Below are 17431 nucleotides of genomic sequence, written 5' to 3' on the forward strand. Positions count from 1 at the left end.
TTTGATGAAATCAGATTGACAATAAAAAAGATTAGAAATATAATAATTAGAAATCTAACTATTCAAAGGATGACGAATCATGACATTTCACTATCTGCTGATGGCAAATCAGGCGATTTATCAGAGGAGGCTCATGGAAGTCCTGAAGGATACGGAATTGACCACGGGTCAGCCAAAGGTTCTGGATTATTTAAGAGACCATGATGGAGCAACCCAGAAAGAGATCGCAGCAGCATGTTATATTGAAGCCGCGACCATTACAAGCGTATTGAACGGGATGGAAGCAAAGGGTCTTATTGAAAGAAAACGTCTGAATGGAAACAGGCGTTCCTTTCATGTGTTTATGACAGGAAAGGGGCAAAAGCTGGAGCAAAGGGTACATGAAATCTTTCTAAAACTGGAAGAAGAGACTTTTGAAGGCATTTCACAAGAAAAAAGAGAAGAATTTCTGGAACTGTTTTCTAAAATACACAGAAACATGATACCATCAGAATGAATTGTTAAAGGAGACAAAAGATATGCCGCAGGGAGTCATAATTAATTGCATTGTTGTTTTTCTGGGAGGGATCCTGGGTGCCTTTTTAAAGAACCATTTTCCGCAAAAACTAGCCGAAGCTCTTCCCAATATATTCGGGCTGTCGGCGATCACCATGGGGATCTACCTGATCATCCGGCTGGAAAGCCTGACAGCGGTGGTTCTTGCTGTGATTATTGGATCGGTTATCGGTGAACTCCTGAGCCTGGAAGACCGTCTGCTGACCGGACTTCGGAGGCTGGAGGCCAGACTTCCGGTCCAGTTAAACGAGGATCAGCTTGATGTTCTCATCAGCCTGATTATTCTGTTCTGTTTCAGCGGGACGGGAATATTTGGAGCCATGAATTCCGGTATGACAGGGGATCATTCCATTCTTTATGCAAAGTCTGTCATGGATTTCTTTACGGCCATGATCTTCGGCACAACCGCCGGGTATCTGGTGGGATTTATTGCGGTTCCCCAGCTTATGATAGGGACCTTACTGTTTTACGGGGCCTCCTTTATCCTGCCCCTGGTGACAGATATCATGCTGGCAAATTTCAAGGCCTGCGGCGGGATCATCACCCTTGCCGTGGGGCTTAAGATTTCCAATATTAAGAAGACCAGGGTGCTTAACATTCTTCCGGCGCTGGTTCTGGTGTTTCCGTTTTCTCTGTTGCTGTAAGACTCTGGGAATGAAAGCGCAGCATAAAGGATTGTTTCTTTTCTTTACAACATTTCCGTGGTAAATTATAGGGTAGCAGGTAGACAACCGTAACAAACGGCGAAAAGGCAGGTACATATATGAAATGGAAAGATAGCTTTCACCCTTATGCGGCCACAACCATTATTTTCTGGTCACTGGCCTATGTGTTCACAAAGCTGGCGCTTGGGTACTTCTCCCCGTTTTCCCTTGGATTTCTTCGGTACGCGGTGGCGTCTCTGGCCCTGGCCACAGTAGCTTTCTTTACAAGGATGAAGCTGCCAGGTAAGAGAGATGTTTTATGGTTCATGGCTTCCGGAGCAGCCGGTTTTTTCCTTTACATGATTGCTTTTAACAAAGGGCAGGGAATGGTAACGGCTTCCACTGGCAGCGTTGTGATTGCCACAGTTCCGGTCATAACCGCGCTTCTTGCCCGTTTCATTTACGGGGAAAGGCTGCTGGGCTTCCAGTGGGCTGCCATTGGGATCCAGTTCATCGGCGTATTGGTCCTGACCCTGATGAATGGGATATTTTCTATTAACCCAGGCCTGTTCTGGCTGTTCCTGGCGGCTTTTCTGGTCAGCATTTACAACCTTTTGCAGAGAAAACTGACGAAAACTTATCCGGCGCTTCAGTCCAGTGCCTTCAGTATTTTCTTTGGAACCCTGTTTCTTGCCGTATTTCTTCCGACATCTGTCAATGAGGTGCTATACGCTCCCGGAATTCAGATATTCTATGTTGTGACTCTGGGCATAGGCTCCAGCGCTATCGCCTATGTATCCTGGTCAAAAGCGTTTGCAAAGGCAAAGCAAATGTCACAGGTCAGCAATTATATGTTTGTGACCCCTTTTTTAACGAGCATCTTTGGTTTTCTTATGGCAAATGAGGTCCCGGACAAGGCGACCCTGACCGGCGGGACCATCATTTTGTCAGGAATTCTTATTTATAACTTTGGAGGGAAAATTTATGAGTCTTTCTTTGCCCCAAAAAGGGGGGGACATTCCGTCATTGATAAAAAGCCTTCATCAGAATAACATGGCAGGTTTCCATGTCAGGGATAAAAAGGAGCTTCTGAGTCTTTTGAGGACGTTTATAGCAGATGGAACCACCGTAGGCTGCGGGGATTCGGTTACCCTTGAGCAGACGGGAGTATTTGATGATCTGAGAAAACGTGAGATTAACTTTCTGGATAAATTTGATCCGGCCCTTACCCGGGAAGAAAAACGTGAGATATACCTAAAAAACTTTTCTGCTGATACGTTTGTTACCGGAGCCAATGCCGTCACCATGGACGGAAAGATTTTTAACATTGACGGCAATGGGAGCCGGGTCGCCCCCATGCTGTATGGACCCAAGCAGGTTATTGTTGTTGTGGGGACGAATAAAATAACAGAAAATGCCCAGGCGGCAGTGAAAAGAGCCAGGCAGATTGCGGCTCCCCTGGATGCAAAGCGGCTTAATAAGGCAACTCCCTGTACGGCTCTTGACCGCTGTATTGACTGCAGACACAAGGAAAGGATCTGCAATGATTTTGTTTTGATTGCAGGACAATTTGTGAAGGAACGGATCAAGGTAATTATCGTAAATGAGGAATTGGGGTATTAAAAGGGAATCCCGGAATAATCATTTCAGTTTTCTGTTTATGAGGAGCTGGGTTATTGATAAACCCAGCTCCGTTATTTTGCTATTTACGAAGGGCGCAAATCTTTTTTTGTGTAAAGCTGGCCTGCCATAAAACAGCTGACCAAAATGATCACGAATGAAAGCAGGATATAGAAAGGGTTTAGTCCGTGTTCTGAGACCGACACCACATCAAAATAACTCACCGGTGTCAGAGCATTTAAGAAGTCCATGGTACCGGCATAATCCAGCACAAAACTGATTACGTAAAATGTCAGGACCGTAAGCATTGTAATAAGGCTTGCTGCTTTATAATTTTTCGCAAGGCCCGAAATGAAAAGCCCTATGGAAAAAAGCACAGTTTGCGTGATAAATATTCCTATCGTTGTGATCAAGTGCGTGCCCACGATGCTCCTGTCACCCAGGGGAAGAATGATACACAAATATGACATGATCCCCACCGTGAGGGAAAATATCCCAAGATTTGTTACTGCCGCTCCGATTTTCGCCCAAATGATAGCGGAACGCTTATAAGGCTTTGAGAACAGGAACTCGCTTGTGCCAAATTTTTCTTCCCTGGAAACGGCATATACCCCAGAAAATCCCGCATAAAAGAAGGCAAGTAAGTCGGTCCAGAATACCATGCACTGATAGGCCCCCAGGGGAGTGTCAATTCTCACTCCATTAAGCCCGAATAAAATCAATATGATTTTTGGGAAGCCATCTGCCAGCTCTGCGATTTCCCCCATTGCATCCTTTAGCACCACAAATTCTATTGCTGCAAATCCTGTAAGCATTACAATCAGCACCAGCCATATAATCAACAGTTTTCTCGTCAATTTCAGCTCTTTTAAATAAATCGTCTTCATGTTCAGCCTCCAAACACAACGTCTTTTTTTAGAAATATTCTGCAGCTGACAAACAGCAGCCCCCCGCTCAGGATCACATACCACACCACATAATTCCACTGGTAAAATCCGGCTTCAGCGATTCTGACGGGGTCAAAGAAGCCAAAGGGGGTGAGATAGCCCAGTACCGGTTCCTGGATCTTCTTTGACATGGAGCTTAAGCAAAAGAAGGCAAACATGATGCAGGAGGATACGAGAACAGGCGTCCGCACATTGGGGAAAAACGTCCCTGCAGCTGTTCCGAAAGTCACAAACATCAGCTCCAGAAGCACAAGGGATCCTCCTATGAGAAAAAAAGCCCTCCAATCAACGGAAATGCCTTTAACGGTCAGAAGAGCGAGTGCTGCTCCTGTGATATAGGCGGCTCCCACAATCAGGCTGTCTGTCGTACAGGCAAGAAGCTTGCTAAAGAAGACCCTGCGCCTGGAAAGGGGCTTTGTCAGCAGAAATTCTGCTGATTTGTTCAAATATTCCTTTGTGTGGGAAGAAAAGGCAATGCTCATTCCATGGATTGCCGCCGCTGTCATGGCAAAGCTGTTTAAAAAGCTGAACATGCCAAGGGGAGTCATGACAAAGGCGGCGCTGAGTCCTAAGGCTTCAAACATCGGATTGTTTTTAATGGCCTCAACCATCATGGCATCTGTCCCTGAGATAAAGCCAAGGTACGTGGGCAGCATGAGATAGATCAGCACGCCCATAGACAGAGACCAGATGATGATATTTTTCTTTAACTGTTTCAGTTCATACTTAAATACGGTCATCCCCATCACCTCACCTGTAATAGTGCATGAAAATTTCTTCCAGCGCCGGTTCCTCGATAAACAGGTCGTGGACCTTTAAGGCAGACAGCTTTGTCAGAATCTCTCCCATATTCCCCATAAACATGAATGAGGCAGTATGGCCTTCCTGATGATAATTGGTAACTCCAGTAAGGTCAAAATAGCCTGACGGTAGTTCCTCTGCCGTAACACTGATTTTTTTATGGCTGTTGGCCCGAAGTTCGCTGATTTTCTGTACGCCTATCATCTTTCCTTCTTTTAAAATGGCCACCCGGTCGCAGACTTTCTGTACCTCCGACAGAACGTGGGAAGAAAAGAAGATCGTCGCGCCACGTTCGTTTTCTTCTTTTAAAATTGTAAAAAACTCCTGCTGGATCAGCGGGTCTAAGCCGCTGGTGGGTTCATCTAATATAATGAGTCTGGGAGAGTGGAGCAGTGCGCACAGGATCCCTGCTTTCTTTTTGTTGCCCAGAGACAAGTCGGAAATTTTACGGGATAAGTCCAGACCCAGGCGCCTGGAAAGCTCTTTTATTCTTCCATCGTTCTTTATGCCGTACAAATCCGCTGCGTACGTTACCAGCTCCCGGACCGTCATATTGTCATAATAGGAGGATTCTCCGGGCAGATATCCCACATCCTTTGCGATTTCAGCAGCCTGTTTGATGCAGTCCCTGCCAAAGATCTCCGCGCTTCCGGAGGTGGGATGGATCAGTGCCAGAAGGGTGCGGATGGTAGTGGATTTACCGGCTCCATTTGGCCCGATAAAGCCGAAGATCTCTCCTTCTTCTACGGAGAAGCTTACATCTTCAATGCCTCTGTGATCCCCATAGCTTTTGGTAAGGTTTTTAATATGAATTGCGTTCACTGATGAGTCTCCTTTCTCATTCCAAAAACTCAATATACCCCATATTGCCGTTTACACGGATCCGGTCCCCATCCTTAATGTGCTTTGTGGCATCGGTCACGCCCACTACTGCAGGCAGGCCGTATTCCCTTGTGATGACTGCACCGTGGGTGGCCATTCCGCCAACCTCTGTGACAAGTCCGCTCACAGAGATAAAGGCAGGTGTCCAGCTTGGGTCGGTGAATTTAGTCACCAGGATGTCACCCTTTTCTATTCTGTCTGCTTCCTTAATGTCCAGGATGACCCTGGCCCGGCCCTCTGCCACGCCGCCTGATACGGCAAGCCCCGGCAGTGCCCCGCCTGGAACCTTTCGTTTGTATTCCCCTTCCACCACTTCTCCGTCAGAGAAGATGAGGCGGGGCGGTGTTAAAGAGGCGTACTTTTCATAATCCGCCCGCAGTCTATCAATTTTCCAATAATCAGGTTCCTGTTCTCCGGCAAATAAGGCGGCCAGCTCCGGTAGGCTTAAATAGAACACATCTTCTGCCTTTCTCAGCCTGCCTTCCCTCACAAGCTTTTCAGATTCCCGGATGATCGCCTGCCTGTATTCCCAGTACCGTTTCATCCAGTAATATTTCGGGGATTCCCGCAGTCCTAAGAAATTCCGGTAAAAGGAAAGCTGCTTTGCCAGCTTCTTTGCTTTCCCTGCTCCCCATTTCTTTTTGGCAGCCAGAACCATGGTTTTTACTGCTTCATCGCTTTCTTTCTTCCCCTGAAGGAGCTTTTGCTCCGCATGGCCTTCCGGGAGCCTTATGTCGGCCAGCACGGTGGGAAGGATCTTTTCCGGTGCCTCTGCAAACCGGGGCTTTGTGATGTCAATTTCCCCGGGGCAGCGCATTCCGAACCGTGAGAAAAATTCTTCAAAGGCCTTTGCAGCTCCCTCACCACCCTGCAGTTTCCTCAATTCGTCAACGGAAAAGGAATCCCCTGCTGTTTCAAGGTATTTTACAGCCTCCGGGTAATTTCTTGCAGTGTCTGCAATGCGGCTGACGTAAAATCCCATTTCTGAGGTGATATTCCCCTTTATGGATTTTGACACATCAACGCTTATATTGTCCCGTCCAAGGAGGAGCTTTCCTGCTTTATCAATGGACTTTGTGAGGTAGAAGGCGACCATAAGAGGCCCTAAACCATCCGGGTCAAACAGGCTTTTCATCAGATTATCCGTGTCGCTAACAATATAATCGATCACCGCTTTGCCGGTCAGACGGTCAAGTCCCTTTTTTGTCTTTTGGACTGCTGCCTCCATGCGGCGGTTGTAACCGTCAATGATGGCAGGATCGTTTTTCCGGTAGATTCTGAATCCGGCAGTGATGCATTTGCCCACATCCCTTGGAATGGCAAAGTCGCTTTTCTGGCCTTTTGGAATGGATTTTAAATATTCCTTTCTTCCCAGGACCTGATTGAATGCGTTGTTCATCAGCTCATCGGAATTGGACAGTTTTTGCCGTACCAGAGCTTTGCCGACGGGGCTGTTTAAGTTATGAGTGATCTCCATATAAGGCCGCCCGCCGATTTCCGTGATCTTCACGGTTTTTGACATCAATTTCCAAAGGGACATGCCGAGGGGCAGCATGGTATCGGTCATCATCTGTAAGTGTCCGACGGAGATATAACAGCGCTTAAAGCCGTCGGATGAGGAGGGGCAGGGGAAAAGGGTGGTGATTGCCCGGGACTGTACAATGTAGAACCTCTTCCCGTCAAAGCACCATTCTATGTCCTGGGGACTGCCGAATTCCTTTTCGATCTTTTTTCCCATGGCAGAAAGGGCGGTTACCTGGGTTTCGGTCAGACATGGCTCTGGGCCGCTTCTTTTCTTTACGATGCCGCTCTTGACAGTCCATGTAACCGGGATCTTGCGTCCGGACACCAGCTCTTCTCCAAGGCCTTCCACCGCTTCAATGGCAGTTGTAAAACGGTCTGAGGTTATGGGATCGGCGGTAAACATGACCCCTGCCGCCTTTGCATCTACCATTTTTTGAACGACTACGGCCATTTGAACTTCGCTTTCATCAAACCCGTTTTTTGCCCGGTAAGAAACTGCCCGCTGGTTATACAGGGATGCAAAGCAGCTGATCACCGCTTTTATTACGGCTTCAAAACCGGAGACGTTTAAATAAGTGTCCTGCTGGCCGGCAAAGGAAGCATCCGGCAGATCCTCGGCTGTGGCAGAGGAACGGACTGCAACGGAAAGGTTATCCCCCAGGCCGTCATAGGCGGATCGTATCAGTTCCCTGGCTTCGGAGGGCAGGGTCAGCCCGGAAACTGCGGATTTTGCATCGTCCCGGGCATGGTTTACAGCAGGAAGGATATATGCTTTAAAAAATTCTGTTGTAATAATAAAGCCTCCCGGCACGCTTTCCGGGAACCGCTGGATCAGCCTTGCAAGACTGGCGCCTTTTCCTCCTGATACCTTAAGGGAAGCGGCTTCTTTATCAAGGATTTTCAGTATATACATCACAGGTATTCCTCCTTATACAGATTGCTTTTCAGCATGTTCATGATTCTTTCCATTTCTTCTGTTATTTCCCCAAGGCTGCACCGCTCATCGGACATTTCGTGGGCATATCCTTCGGCCATTAGAAACATCAGGCGCATGACTTCATCAATATTCACGCCTTCCTTGAATTTAACAGCATCATCCTTTTTTAACACCAGGTCATAGGAAAAACGCTGGGATTCGGGCATGATTTTTTTTGTTATATCCGTAACTGCATCATCGGTTTCATCAAACATGCTGATAATAAATTTCAATATATTAGGGTACCTTTCCAGTATGCCCATTTTCATTCTGGAAGCCGTAATAATGCGTTCAAACAGATCATCATATGAATTGATTTCACTGCGTTTATAAGCGTCAAGCATAACAGTTCTCACATATTCCGACAGGTACAGGTACAGATCTCTTTTTGTGCCGAAATAATGGAACAGCATTGGCTTGGACACGCCGCTGTTTTGGGCAATATCACCCATGGAGGCCTTTTTGTATCCATGCTTTCCAAAACACTTTAATGCCGCCTCAATAATGGGTTGCTGCCTTTCTTCTGAGAGTTCTTTAAATTTTTCCATTGTTCCCACCTTCTGAATTAGTTTTGACCGAATCGGTTCATGGCTTGATTATAGCACCATAAACCGATTCGGTCAATATAAGTAAATTTATCTTTTTTTGAATTTTTTGCAACAGCATCCATATGGTGGATGTATAAATAACAGTTCTCTTACGGATAAGTGGGCTTCCCTTCGCTCAGCATATGGCTCTTTAAATATTCGGAAGGTGAGATTCCCGTACTTTTTAAGAAAACTTTGGTAAAATACCTGGTGCTGAAATATCCCACTCGTTCAGCCGTATCCCGTACCGTGGCAGTATGTCCCCCTGATATAAGTTCCATTGCCTTTTTTATTCGGACCCCGGTCAAGTGGTCAACAAACTTTTCACCGGTTTTCATCTTATAGATTTTGCTTAAGTAGTTGGGTGATATATCAATCATATCTGCAATGGTATTGATCCCGATCTGGTCCATATAATGCTCCTCAATATAAACGTTGATTCTATCAATTAAGTCAATGCTCTGGTTTTGGGAAGTCATCTGCTTAAAAAAGTCTACGAGCCGGCTGACGGAGTCAATACCGGCGGCTGTTCCGGATTCCATGGTAAGAATGCGGTTTAAGGAATCATCACAAAGTTCAAAGACCTCTTTTTCATGAGGAAAAAGGGAAAGTGTGTGGAGTAGATTCTGAAAACCTATCATATCATCAGTCTGGCGGGCGATCAAAAGCTTCTCCATCAAATCTGAAAAAGGGAGAAGAGGGGAAAACGCCAGACGTTCTTTCTCTGATAAAACCGACCCAAGGCCAACGCAAAAGCGCAGGCTCTCCATCTTTTGAACTGCTTTAAACTGTGCAAACAGCTGAGAAAGATCACCGGCTGAAATGTGAAATCCGGTTGCAACACATCCGCTGGTCTGATGAAACCGGATCAGATCTTTCTTAAACTCCTTAGGGGGAATCGCTGTACTGGTAAGATAACAGATTTCCCCTGTAGGAAGAAATGTCAATGTAAACCTGGCACCGTGGCGGGAGGAGATGGAAGAGAGCAAGGCATTTAGCTCATCCAAATCGTTTTTAAAGGTTTCCTTATGGTAATGGTCAACATAAAACAGAACAGCCGTGTAAGGGGGGAGAACATAACTTGGAGTCTGTAAAAACCGGATGGATGTGTAGAGGTCGAGAATTTTTTCAAATTCCAGTTCATAATCCTTTTTCAGTAAAAGCTCCCGCTCTCCAAAAAGAGAAGCTGCTTTTTCCATGGTAGCCCGGACCTCGTCAAGACTGGCCGGTTTTAAAAGATAGTCAATGGCCCCCAGTCTTAAAGCTTCCTGTGCATAGGAAAACTCGGCATATCCGGTCAGCATGACCACAGGGATCTGCTGCTCATGAAACCGGGAAAGTGCCTGCAGTCCGGTGAGCATTGGCATATGGATATCCAGGAATATCAGGTCCGGCGTCTCCTTTTCCAGCTGTTCTAAAAGCTTTTCTCCGTTTTCCACTTCAAAAAACCGGTGTACGTTGGGATAAAGCTCCTCAATCATGCTTTTTAATCCCAGCCGGATCAGGCGTTCATCATCAGCTAAATAAATTTTCATAAAGAAATTCCTCCTTCCAAAGGTATTTTGATTGTCATGGAAGTAATGTCTCCAGCCAGATTTATTTCAAAGGATGCACGGGGATGAAAGATTTTTACCCGGTTTTCCACATTTCTTATACCAACCTTTCCATCGGAGTATACTTCCTTAATATGAATGGGAATTCCGTTATTTTTTTCTTCCAGGATCAGGGTATGGTCCTCAATGGAGGCGGAGATAGAGATAATAATGGAAATACCGTCCCCGTCCATTCCATGCTTTAAGGCATTCTCCACAAGAGGCTGTATGAGGAGCCTTGGAATGGAAATGTTCTTCGCCTCTTCTTCCATGGAGCTTATAAAGGTCAGCCGTTCATCATAGCGTATTTTAAGGAGATTGCAGTATTGGATGCAGAATTCAAATTCTTCTTCAACCGTGGTCAGCTTTGCATCGCTGCAGGTATAGCGGAATATTCGGGTGAGCTGGATAATGCTGTCCTCCAGCTCTTTTTTCATCCCGATCCGGTTCATGGTGAGAAAGCAGTTTAAGGTATTGTAGAGAAAATGGGGGTTGATCTGGCTTTGAAGAGCCCGGTATTCTGCCTCCTGCCGGTCAATCTCATATTTATAGGACCGGTCAATGTAAAGCTCCAGCTTCTGGATCATCTCATTTAGATTCTCCGCAATCAGGGACAATTCTTCCGTGTTAAAGGAATCGTTCTGCAAAAGGTCTGTGTCAGGGACAGATGCCTCCAAATCTCCCCGTGCCACCTTTTTCATGGTATTTAAAATGGAATTTAAAGCAAGGGCAGTCTTTTTTGAGTTGGAGCGGAAAATGGAGAATGCAGCCAGAATGGAGGAAAGGCTTAAAACAGCAGCCAGGCTCCACACAATGGATACCTGCTTAAAAATATCCTTTTGGGAAGAGACAAAAATAAGCTGCCAGGGCATTCCTGAAATATCACTTTTATACAGAAGGTACGTATCAGAGTCTGTCTGGATTTTATGTTTCGGGGAAGAAAGCGTTTCAAGGACACATTTTTCCACCTTTCCAACCTGGTAAACAGGAGTTCCGTCCTGACCTGCAATCACAAAGCCTGAATTTTCGCTTAAGCTTACACTGCTGAAAATATCCTTAATGATTTTGTCGGAGGCATCGATCCGTATGACGCCCAGCTTCCGTTTGGTGTACACGTTGCGGACCGTATGAAGGGCGGAGATGACCGTTGTCTCAGCACGGATATAAGGGGGAGGTTCTGAAACCATAAAATAATAAGGGTCCGCTGAATGTAAAACCTGCTGATACCAGGGCTCCAGCTGGTAAGGGTAGTCTGTGGTATTGATAAGATCACTGGTTTTTGTTGCAGTGACGATGATATGGTTGTCCGGGTTTACAGGCATGAAAGATACTGCCAGAATATCCTCCCTGGCGGTATTTAAAATACGCTGCATGGAAGTGGTATAATTTTGCCGGTGGCGCTCGATCCGGTAATCTGAGGAACCGTCCTTTGTATATTTTCCATTTTCAACAGCTGCAAAAAAGTTCAGAATATCATCATAAATATAAGGGGTAAGAGCCAGCCTTTTTAAGTCGGATACATAGGTGCTTAAATTGGTTGAAATAGAGTAAAGGGAGGTTGAAAAGTACTTTTCATTGTCCCTGTATATCCTTTTTTGAAAGTAAAAGGCAAGTATGGTGGCCATGATGATGATAGGCATAACAATACTGATGAGAAACAGGGCCAAAAACCGGTTTTGAAAGCTTTGGCGTTTTTTCATGTTGAGTCACCTCCTGGGCCTATATTGTATCCATATTATCAATGATTTTCAATCCCCCATGGGGAAAATGATGGAAATGAGCCTGAAAGTGTAGATTTGAGTATCTTACGGATTCCAAAGGACTATGATAAACTAAGGATACAAAATAGCCGGCTAAAAACTAATAGGAATGTAAGGGAGAATATTTATGAAGAAGTTAGCACTTGCCGCGATGGCAGGTTTCATTGCAGTCAGCATGTCAGGCTGCTCCAAGGCACCTGAAGAGCCTGCGGAGACAACCACGACCACAGCTGCACAAGCAGTAAAAGAGACAGAATCAAAAGGGAATGCAGTAGCTTCCACAGGTGTTACCATTGAATTTTTATATAACTTAAATGGTGAGTCTGTCAGCGATGCCATTCAGGATGTTTGCAAGCAGTTTACAGAGGAAACAGGAATCGGTGTGGAGGCGGTCATGCCTGGGAGTAATTTTTCTGATATCATGAAGACCAGAATGGCTTCCAACCAGCTTCCTGATGTGTGGACAACCCATGGCTGGGCAGTTGCAAGATATGCAGAATACTTATCTCCTTTGAATGATTTTGAATTTGCATCTCACATTGCCCCAAGCATTAAGGAGCAGATCACTAACGGAGAAGGAAACCTTTATACCTTACCCATTGACATGGATTTAACCGGAATGATCTACAATGAAAATGTTCTGGAAGAAGCCGGTGTGAATGTGGATGACATCAAAACCTGGGCTGATTTTGAGGCAGCCTGTGAGAAGATCAAGGCAGCAGGACTTACCCCAATTCAGCTTGGCGGAAAAGACAGCTACACCATGGGAAATATGATGGATTTCGTGGCACCAACTTTGATCACAAACGAGGATGAGGCCAATCAGTCTGCCCTTTTAGACGGCAGCTTTGATTGGAGCAAGTGGAATACGGTTGTAAATCAGATTGATTCCTGGAGACAGAAGGGATATTTCAATACAGATGCAGTTACAGCAGATTTCATGACTGGCATTAAGGCTCTTGCGGCCGATAAGGCAGCTTTCATGTTCACCGCTGCCAGCGGAATCACAGAAACCTACGTTCAGAACCAGGATACAAAAATGGGCTTTATGCCTCTTCCTGCAAGAGAAGAGGGGTTAAAACAGTCCCTGATGACAGGGGAGCACTTTGCAGTGGGCATGTCAAAGACCACAAAGCATCCGGAGGAAGTAAAACAGTTTATGGAATTCCTTGCCCGGGAAGACATTTGTTCTTACCTTGCAACCAAATGCGGTATGCCTTCCGGACTTGACAATGTGGTAAGTGATACGGGAAGACTGGCTCCTTACTATGATAAATATGCAAATGACAGTTCCATTTTAAATATTCCGTATTTTGACAGAAAATATCTGCCAAGCGGTATGTGGAACGACCTCTGCGTAACAGGTGCAGCCATTGTTTCGGGACAGGCAGATTCCCTTACCGTCGCAGTGGATCAGATGAAGACAAGCTATGAGGAAAAGAAAGCACAGGAGTAAACATGAAGATTCAAAAAAAATCAGCAATCAATCTTTTTTATATTCCGGCAGTGACACTGTTTCTGGTTTTTGTAATTTATCCTTTTGCCCAGGGTATCCGGCTTTCCTTTACCAACTGGAATGGATATTCCCAGACCATGAAATATGTTGGATTTAAAAATTATGCCAGATTGTTTCAGGATGCAAATGTAAAGACAGCACTGGTCAATACACTTATTTACGGTGTTATGAGTACCGTGATCCAAAACATACTGGGTCTTGGCTACGCTTTATTTTTAAATACAAAATTTAAGGGACGTTCCCTTGTCAGAACGATTATCTATATGCCGGTTATGATTGCTCCGCTGATTATGGGTTATATCATGTATTTCTTCTTTCAGTATGACGGAGGTGCGGTCAATGACATTCTGACCGCCCTCCACATGGAGCCGGTGGATTTACTGGTCCATTCAGGAACAGCCATCTGGATCATCGTTTTAGTGAATTCCCTGCAGTTTGTGGGAGTGGCCATGGTCATTTACCTGGCAGGCCTTCAGAATGTTCCCAACATGTATTATGAGGCAGCCATGATCGACGGAGCTACCTTCTGGGAACGTTTTAAGCACATTACCATTCCCCTGCTGATGCCGGCCATTTCTTCCTCTACTATTTTAAACCTGATTGGAGGATTAAAGCTTTTTGACCTGGTTATGGCGCTTACAAGCGGCGGGCCGGGATTCAGCACCCACTCCCTGTCCACTCTGGTTACCAACCAGTATTTTTCCGCTCAGTCCGCAGGATATGCTTCTGCAATCGGCATTTTTTCATTTCTGCTGATTATGATCATCAGCAATGTGGTCATGGGGTATTTTGACAAGAAGGAGGTGGATGCGTAATGAAAGGATCAAGAGTTTCCAATGCCTGGAAGTACATACTGGCTCTCATCATCATTGCAGTCCACTTTGTACCCATTTATATGGTGGTCGCCATTGCGTTTAAATCCCCTTATGACCATTCCTCCAGGTGGGCCTTTCCGGGATACCTTTACTTAAAAAACATTTACACCGCACTGGAACGGGGAGGGATGCTACTGGCCCTTAAAAATACGGTGATCATCAGCGGCATGGCAATTCTGTTCATTGTGGTTGTGGGAGCTATGGCGGCTTATCCTCTTGCAAGAAATAAGAGCAGGCTTAATAATCTGGTGAAAGGGTTTATTATGGGTGTCATGATGATTCCACCCTTAAGTATTTTGGTTCCTCTGTATTCTTTTATGGCAAAAATTCAGGGTATTAATTCCTACTGGGGCATGATCGTTACCCTGATCACCTTCCAGCTTCCCACCAGCATCTTTTTGTTTTCCAGCTTTATTACCAGCATTCCGGTTGCCCTTGAGGAAGCGGCGGCAATCGACGGCTGCGGACCGTTCCAGACATTTTTCAGGATCATTATGCCTCAGCTGAAGCCGGTAACAGCTTCTGTTATCATCATCACCGGTGTGAACTGCTGGAATAATTACCAGTTTGCCTTATACTTACTCCAGTCCCCCAGGATTAAGACTATCACACTGGCCATTGCAGGCTTCTTTTCCGCAGACTCGGCCAATGTCAATGGAGCGGCGGCGGCTGCCTTTATTGGAATCCTTCCCATGGTTGCAGTATTCCTGTTTTTACAGAAATACTTTATCCAGGGCATGGTGGACAGCGCGATCAAGTAATTGGATATTAACTAAATATGGTTCAGATAAGAAAAGCGGGAATCGGATGAGACTTCCGCTTTTTTTCTAAAATTTATTGAAAGATTGAGGTTCATGATGAGTGTACGATATATTGATGATAAGAAGGTATTCTTATTAAATACAAAGAATACAAGCTACCAGTTCCGGGTGGCGGAATATGGATTTTTAGAGCATCTGTACTATGGAAAAAGGATATCTGATGCAGCGGATTATCTTCCGGTGAGAATCCGCCATGGGTTTGAAGCCAATCCCTATGAGTCGGAAAAGGACAGGACCCTCTGCCTTGATGTGCTGGAGCAGGAATATCCGGGGTTTGGAGTTTCAGACTTCCGTGTTTCTGCAGTCAGCGTGATTAACGGGGATGGCTCCAACTGCATTGATTTAAGGTATGTATCACATAAGGTATCAGATGGAAAATACCGCTTACAAGAGATGCCATCCTTACGGGATAATGGCGGCACTTGGCAGACTCTGGAGGTTTTGATGAGGGACCCTTATACCCAGGTGGAGGTGACTCTTGTTTACGGCATTCTTGAAGAGTATGACATCATTACTAGATGTGCCAGGATTCAAAATGCGGGAGATAAGACCATGTTTGTAAATACAGCTCATTCCACCTGTATTTCTTTCCCTACGGATCAGATGGATATCATCAGTTTCTATGGAAGCTGGGGCCATGAGCGGTGCGCTGAGAGAACTTCTGTGAGACACGGGAAGATCACAGTGGACAGCGCCAGAGGCATCTCCAGCCATTATCAGAACCCTTCGGCCATCCTCTGCAGCCCTGAAGCAACAGAGGCTGGGGGGGATTGCTACGGAGTTGCCCTGGTTTACAGCGGTAACTTTGCAATCACCACAGAGGTCAACGATTTTAAACAGACCAGACTGGTGGCAGGCATCAACCCGGAAACTTTCTACTGGGAGTTATCAAAAGGCAGTGTATTTGAAACACCGGAAGCAGTCATGACCTATAGTTCCCAGGGCCTGTCCAAAATGAGCCACAATTTCCACCGGACAGTGAAGCATCATCTGATTCCCGGTCAGTTTGTCAATGAGAGGTGTCCGGTTCTCATCAACAACTGGGAGGCAACCATGATTGATTTTGACGAAGAAATGCTGGTGAATATTGCCGGAAAGGCTAAGGAACTGGGCGTTGAAATGTTTGTCATGGATGACGGCTGGTTTGGAAGAAGGACCGATGAATACAGGGGCCTTGGGGACTGGCAGTGCAACTTAAGTAAGCTGCCAAGCGGAATACCTGGATTCTCTGCAAGAATTCATAATATGGGGTTAAAGTTCGGCATCTGGATCGAACCGGAAATGGTCAATGAGGATTCCAGGCTTTATGAGGAGCATCCCGACTGGTGTATCATGATTCCGGGAAGAAAACCTACCCGCCAGAGATATCAGCTGATCCTTGATTTCAGCAGGGATGAAGTGGTGGAGGCTATCTTTCATCAACTTTATGAGGAATTTAAGGATGCACAGATTGATTACATCAAGTGGGATATGAACCGGAGCATGACGGACCGTTATTCTGGGGCTCTTCCGGCCCACAGGCAGGGAGAGGTTTGCCATAAGTATGTGCTGGGTCTTTATAAGCTGATGGATAAGATGACAAAGGCGTTTCCAAACGTGCGGTTTGAAGGCTGCAGCGGAGGCGGAGGAAGGTTTGATATGGGGGTTCTTTACTACATGCCCCAGATCTGGTGCTCCGATGATACGGATGCGGTAGAAAGGATTCATATTCAGTACGGAACTTCCATGATTTATCCGCCTTTTGCTATGGGCTCCCATGTTTCGGAGTGCCCCAACCAGCAGACCGGAAGAACGGTTTCCATTGACACACGAGCGGCTCTTGCCTATTTTGGGACCTTTGGGTATGAGCTTGATCTAAATGAAATATCAGAGGAAGAACAGGAAGCGGTCCGCAGGCAGGTAAAATACTATCAGGAACACGGACTTGTGTCCGCCCATGGAGACTATTACCGGCTGACCAACCCGGAAAAAGAGCGGGAGTATGGGGCGTTTATGTCGGTCTCCAAAGATAAGAAAGAGGCGGTCGTAGGATATGTGCAGAGGGTTTCCGGGGCGAATAAGGGAATTATCTACTTAAAGCTACGGGGGCTTGAGGAACAGACTGTATATGAGATTCTGGAGCTTGGTATTAAGCTTTCCGGAGCAGCACTGATGTACGCGGGACTGCCTATGCCGGTTATTAAGGCGGACAATGAAGCCAGGGTGTTCACCTTGCTGGCACGGTAAGGAAATTTCTGACTGGTTTTACCTACTTATAGAGAGATATGGAAAGATAGGATCGGAGACAGGGAACGCATTAGATGTTGTTCCTCTCTTCGATCCTATTTACAT

General features: G+C 45.8%; 15 protein-coding genes. 8 read left to right on the top strand and 7 right to left on the bottom strand.

What is annotated here, in order from left to right; all coding sequences use genetic code 11:
* Positions 1-79 precede the first annotated feature (79 nt).
* From H171_RS19945 to H171_RS19960, 4 genes are all read left to right on the top strand, one after another.
* Positions 80-496, top strand: a complete 417-nt coding sequence (locus H171_RS19945; RefSeq protein WP_100306685.1) for a MarR family winged helix-turn-helix transcriptional regulator — start codon at positions 80-82, stop codon at positions 494-496.
* A 22-nt stretch (positions 497-518) separates the two neighbouring features.
* Positions 519-1199: a DUF554 domain-containing protein gene (locus tag H171_RS19950; protein WP_100306686.1), complete on the top strand. Its 681-nt coding sequence runs from the start codon at positions 519-521 to the stop codon at positions 1197-1199.
* Positions 1200-1318: 119 nt separating this feature from the next.
* Complete coding sequence (locus H171_RS19955; protein WP_100306687.1) at positions 1319-2251, top strand: DMT family transporter; 933 nt, start codon at positions 1319-1321, stop codon at positions 2249-2251.
* Positions 2184-2822 carry a lactate utilization protein gene (locus H171_RS19960; protein ID WP_100306688.1) on the top strand — a complete coding sequence of 213 codons (639 nt, stop codon included), beginning with the start codon at positions 2184-2186 and terminating at the stop codon, positions 2820-2822. Before H171_RS19955 ends, H171_RS19960 begins: the two co-directional genes overlap by 68 nt.
* 83 nt (positions 2823-2905) lie before the next feature.
* On the opposite strand, the gene H171_RS19965 is transcribed toward H171_RS19960, so the two are convergent.
* From H171_RS19965 to H171_RS19995, 7 genes are all read right to left on the bottom strand, one after another.
* A complete protein-coding gene (locus tag H171_RS19965; protein ID WP_100306689.1) occupies positions 2906-3706 on the bottom strand; it encodes an ABC transporter permease subunit in 801 nt (266 codons plus the stop codon).
* A gap of 2 nt (positions 3707-3708) precedes the next feature.
* Positions 3709-4506 (bottom strand): ABC transporter permease subunit, encoded by a 798-nt coding sequence (locus H171_RS19970; RefSeq protein WP_157803194.1) that lies wholly within the window; start codon positions 4504-4506, stop codon positions 3709-3711.
* A gap of 10 nt (positions 4507-4516) precedes the next feature.
* Complete coding sequence (locus tag H171_RS19975; protein WP_100306691.1) at positions 4517-5389, bottom strand: ABC transporter ATP-binding protein; 873 nt, start codon at positions 5387-5389, stop codon at positions 4517-4519.
* Between the two features lie 16 nt (positions 5390-5405).
* A complete protein-coding gene (locus H171_RS19980; RefSeq protein WP_100306692.1) occupies positions 5406-7886 on the bottom strand; it encodes a phosphoenolpyruvate synthase in 2481 nt (826 codons plus the stop codon).
* Positions 7886-8497: a TetR/AcrR family transcriptional regulator gene (locus H171_RS19985; protein ID WP_100306693.1), complete on the bottom strand. Its 612-nt coding sequence runs from the start codon at positions 8495-8497 to the stop codon at positions 7886-7888. The genes H171_RS19980 and H171_RS19985 overlap by 1 nt, the downstream gene beginning before the upstream one ends.
* A gap of 149 nt (positions 8498-8646) precedes the next feature.
* Positions 8647-10071, bottom strand: a complete 1425-nt coding sequence (locus H171_RS19990) for a response regulator transcription factor (RefSeq protein WP_100306694.1) — start codon at positions 10069-10071, stop codon at positions 8647-8649.
* The gene (locus tag H171_RS19995) at positions 10068-11828 is read right to left on the bottom strand and encodes a sensor histidine kinase (RefSeq protein ID WP_100306695.1); all 1761 of its coding nucleotides are present in this window, start codon (positions 11826-11828) and stop codon (positions 10068-10070) included. Before H171_RS19995 ends, H171_RS19990 begins: the two co-directional genes overlap by 4 nt.
* 187 nt (positions 11829-12015) lie before the next feature.
* Between H171_RS19995 and H171_RS20000 the strand changes: the two genes are divergently transcribed.
* The 4 genes from H171_RS20000 (at position 12016) to H171_RS20015 (ending at position 17326) form a co-directional block, all read left to right on the top strand.
* Positions 12016-13344: an ABC transporter substrate-binding protein gene (locus H171_RS20000; RefSeq protein ID WP_100306696.1), complete on the top strand. Its 1329-nt coding sequence runs from the start codon at positions 12016-12018 to the stop codon at positions 13342-13344.
* Between the two features lie 2 nt (positions 13345-13346).
* A complete protein-coding gene (locus H171_RS20005) occupies positions 13347-14219 on the top strand; it encodes a carbohydrate ABC transporter permease (protein ID WP_100306697.1) in 873 nt (290 codons plus the stop codon).
* Positions 14219-15040, top strand: a complete 822-nt coding sequence (locus tag H171_RS20010; protein ID WP_100306698.1) for a carbohydrate ABC transporter permease — start codon at positions 14219-14221, stop codon at positions 15038-15040. Before H171_RS20005 ends, H171_RS20010 begins: the two co-directional genes overlap by 1 nt.
* Before the next feature lie 93 nt (positions 15041-15133).
* The gene (locus H171_RS20015; protein ID WP_242977019.1) at positions 15134-17326 is read left to right on the top strand and encodes an alpha-galactosidase; all 2193 of its coding nucleotides are present in this window, start codon (positions 15134-15136) and stop codon (positions 17324-17326) included.
* Positions 17327-17431 lie beyond the last annotated feature (105 nt).

Origin of the sequence: [Clostridium] celerecrescens 18A, assembly GCF_002797975.1 — a bacterium.
Lineage (GTDB): Bacteria > Bacillota > Clostridia > Lachnospirales > Lachnospiraceae > Lacrimispora > Lacrimispora celerecrescens.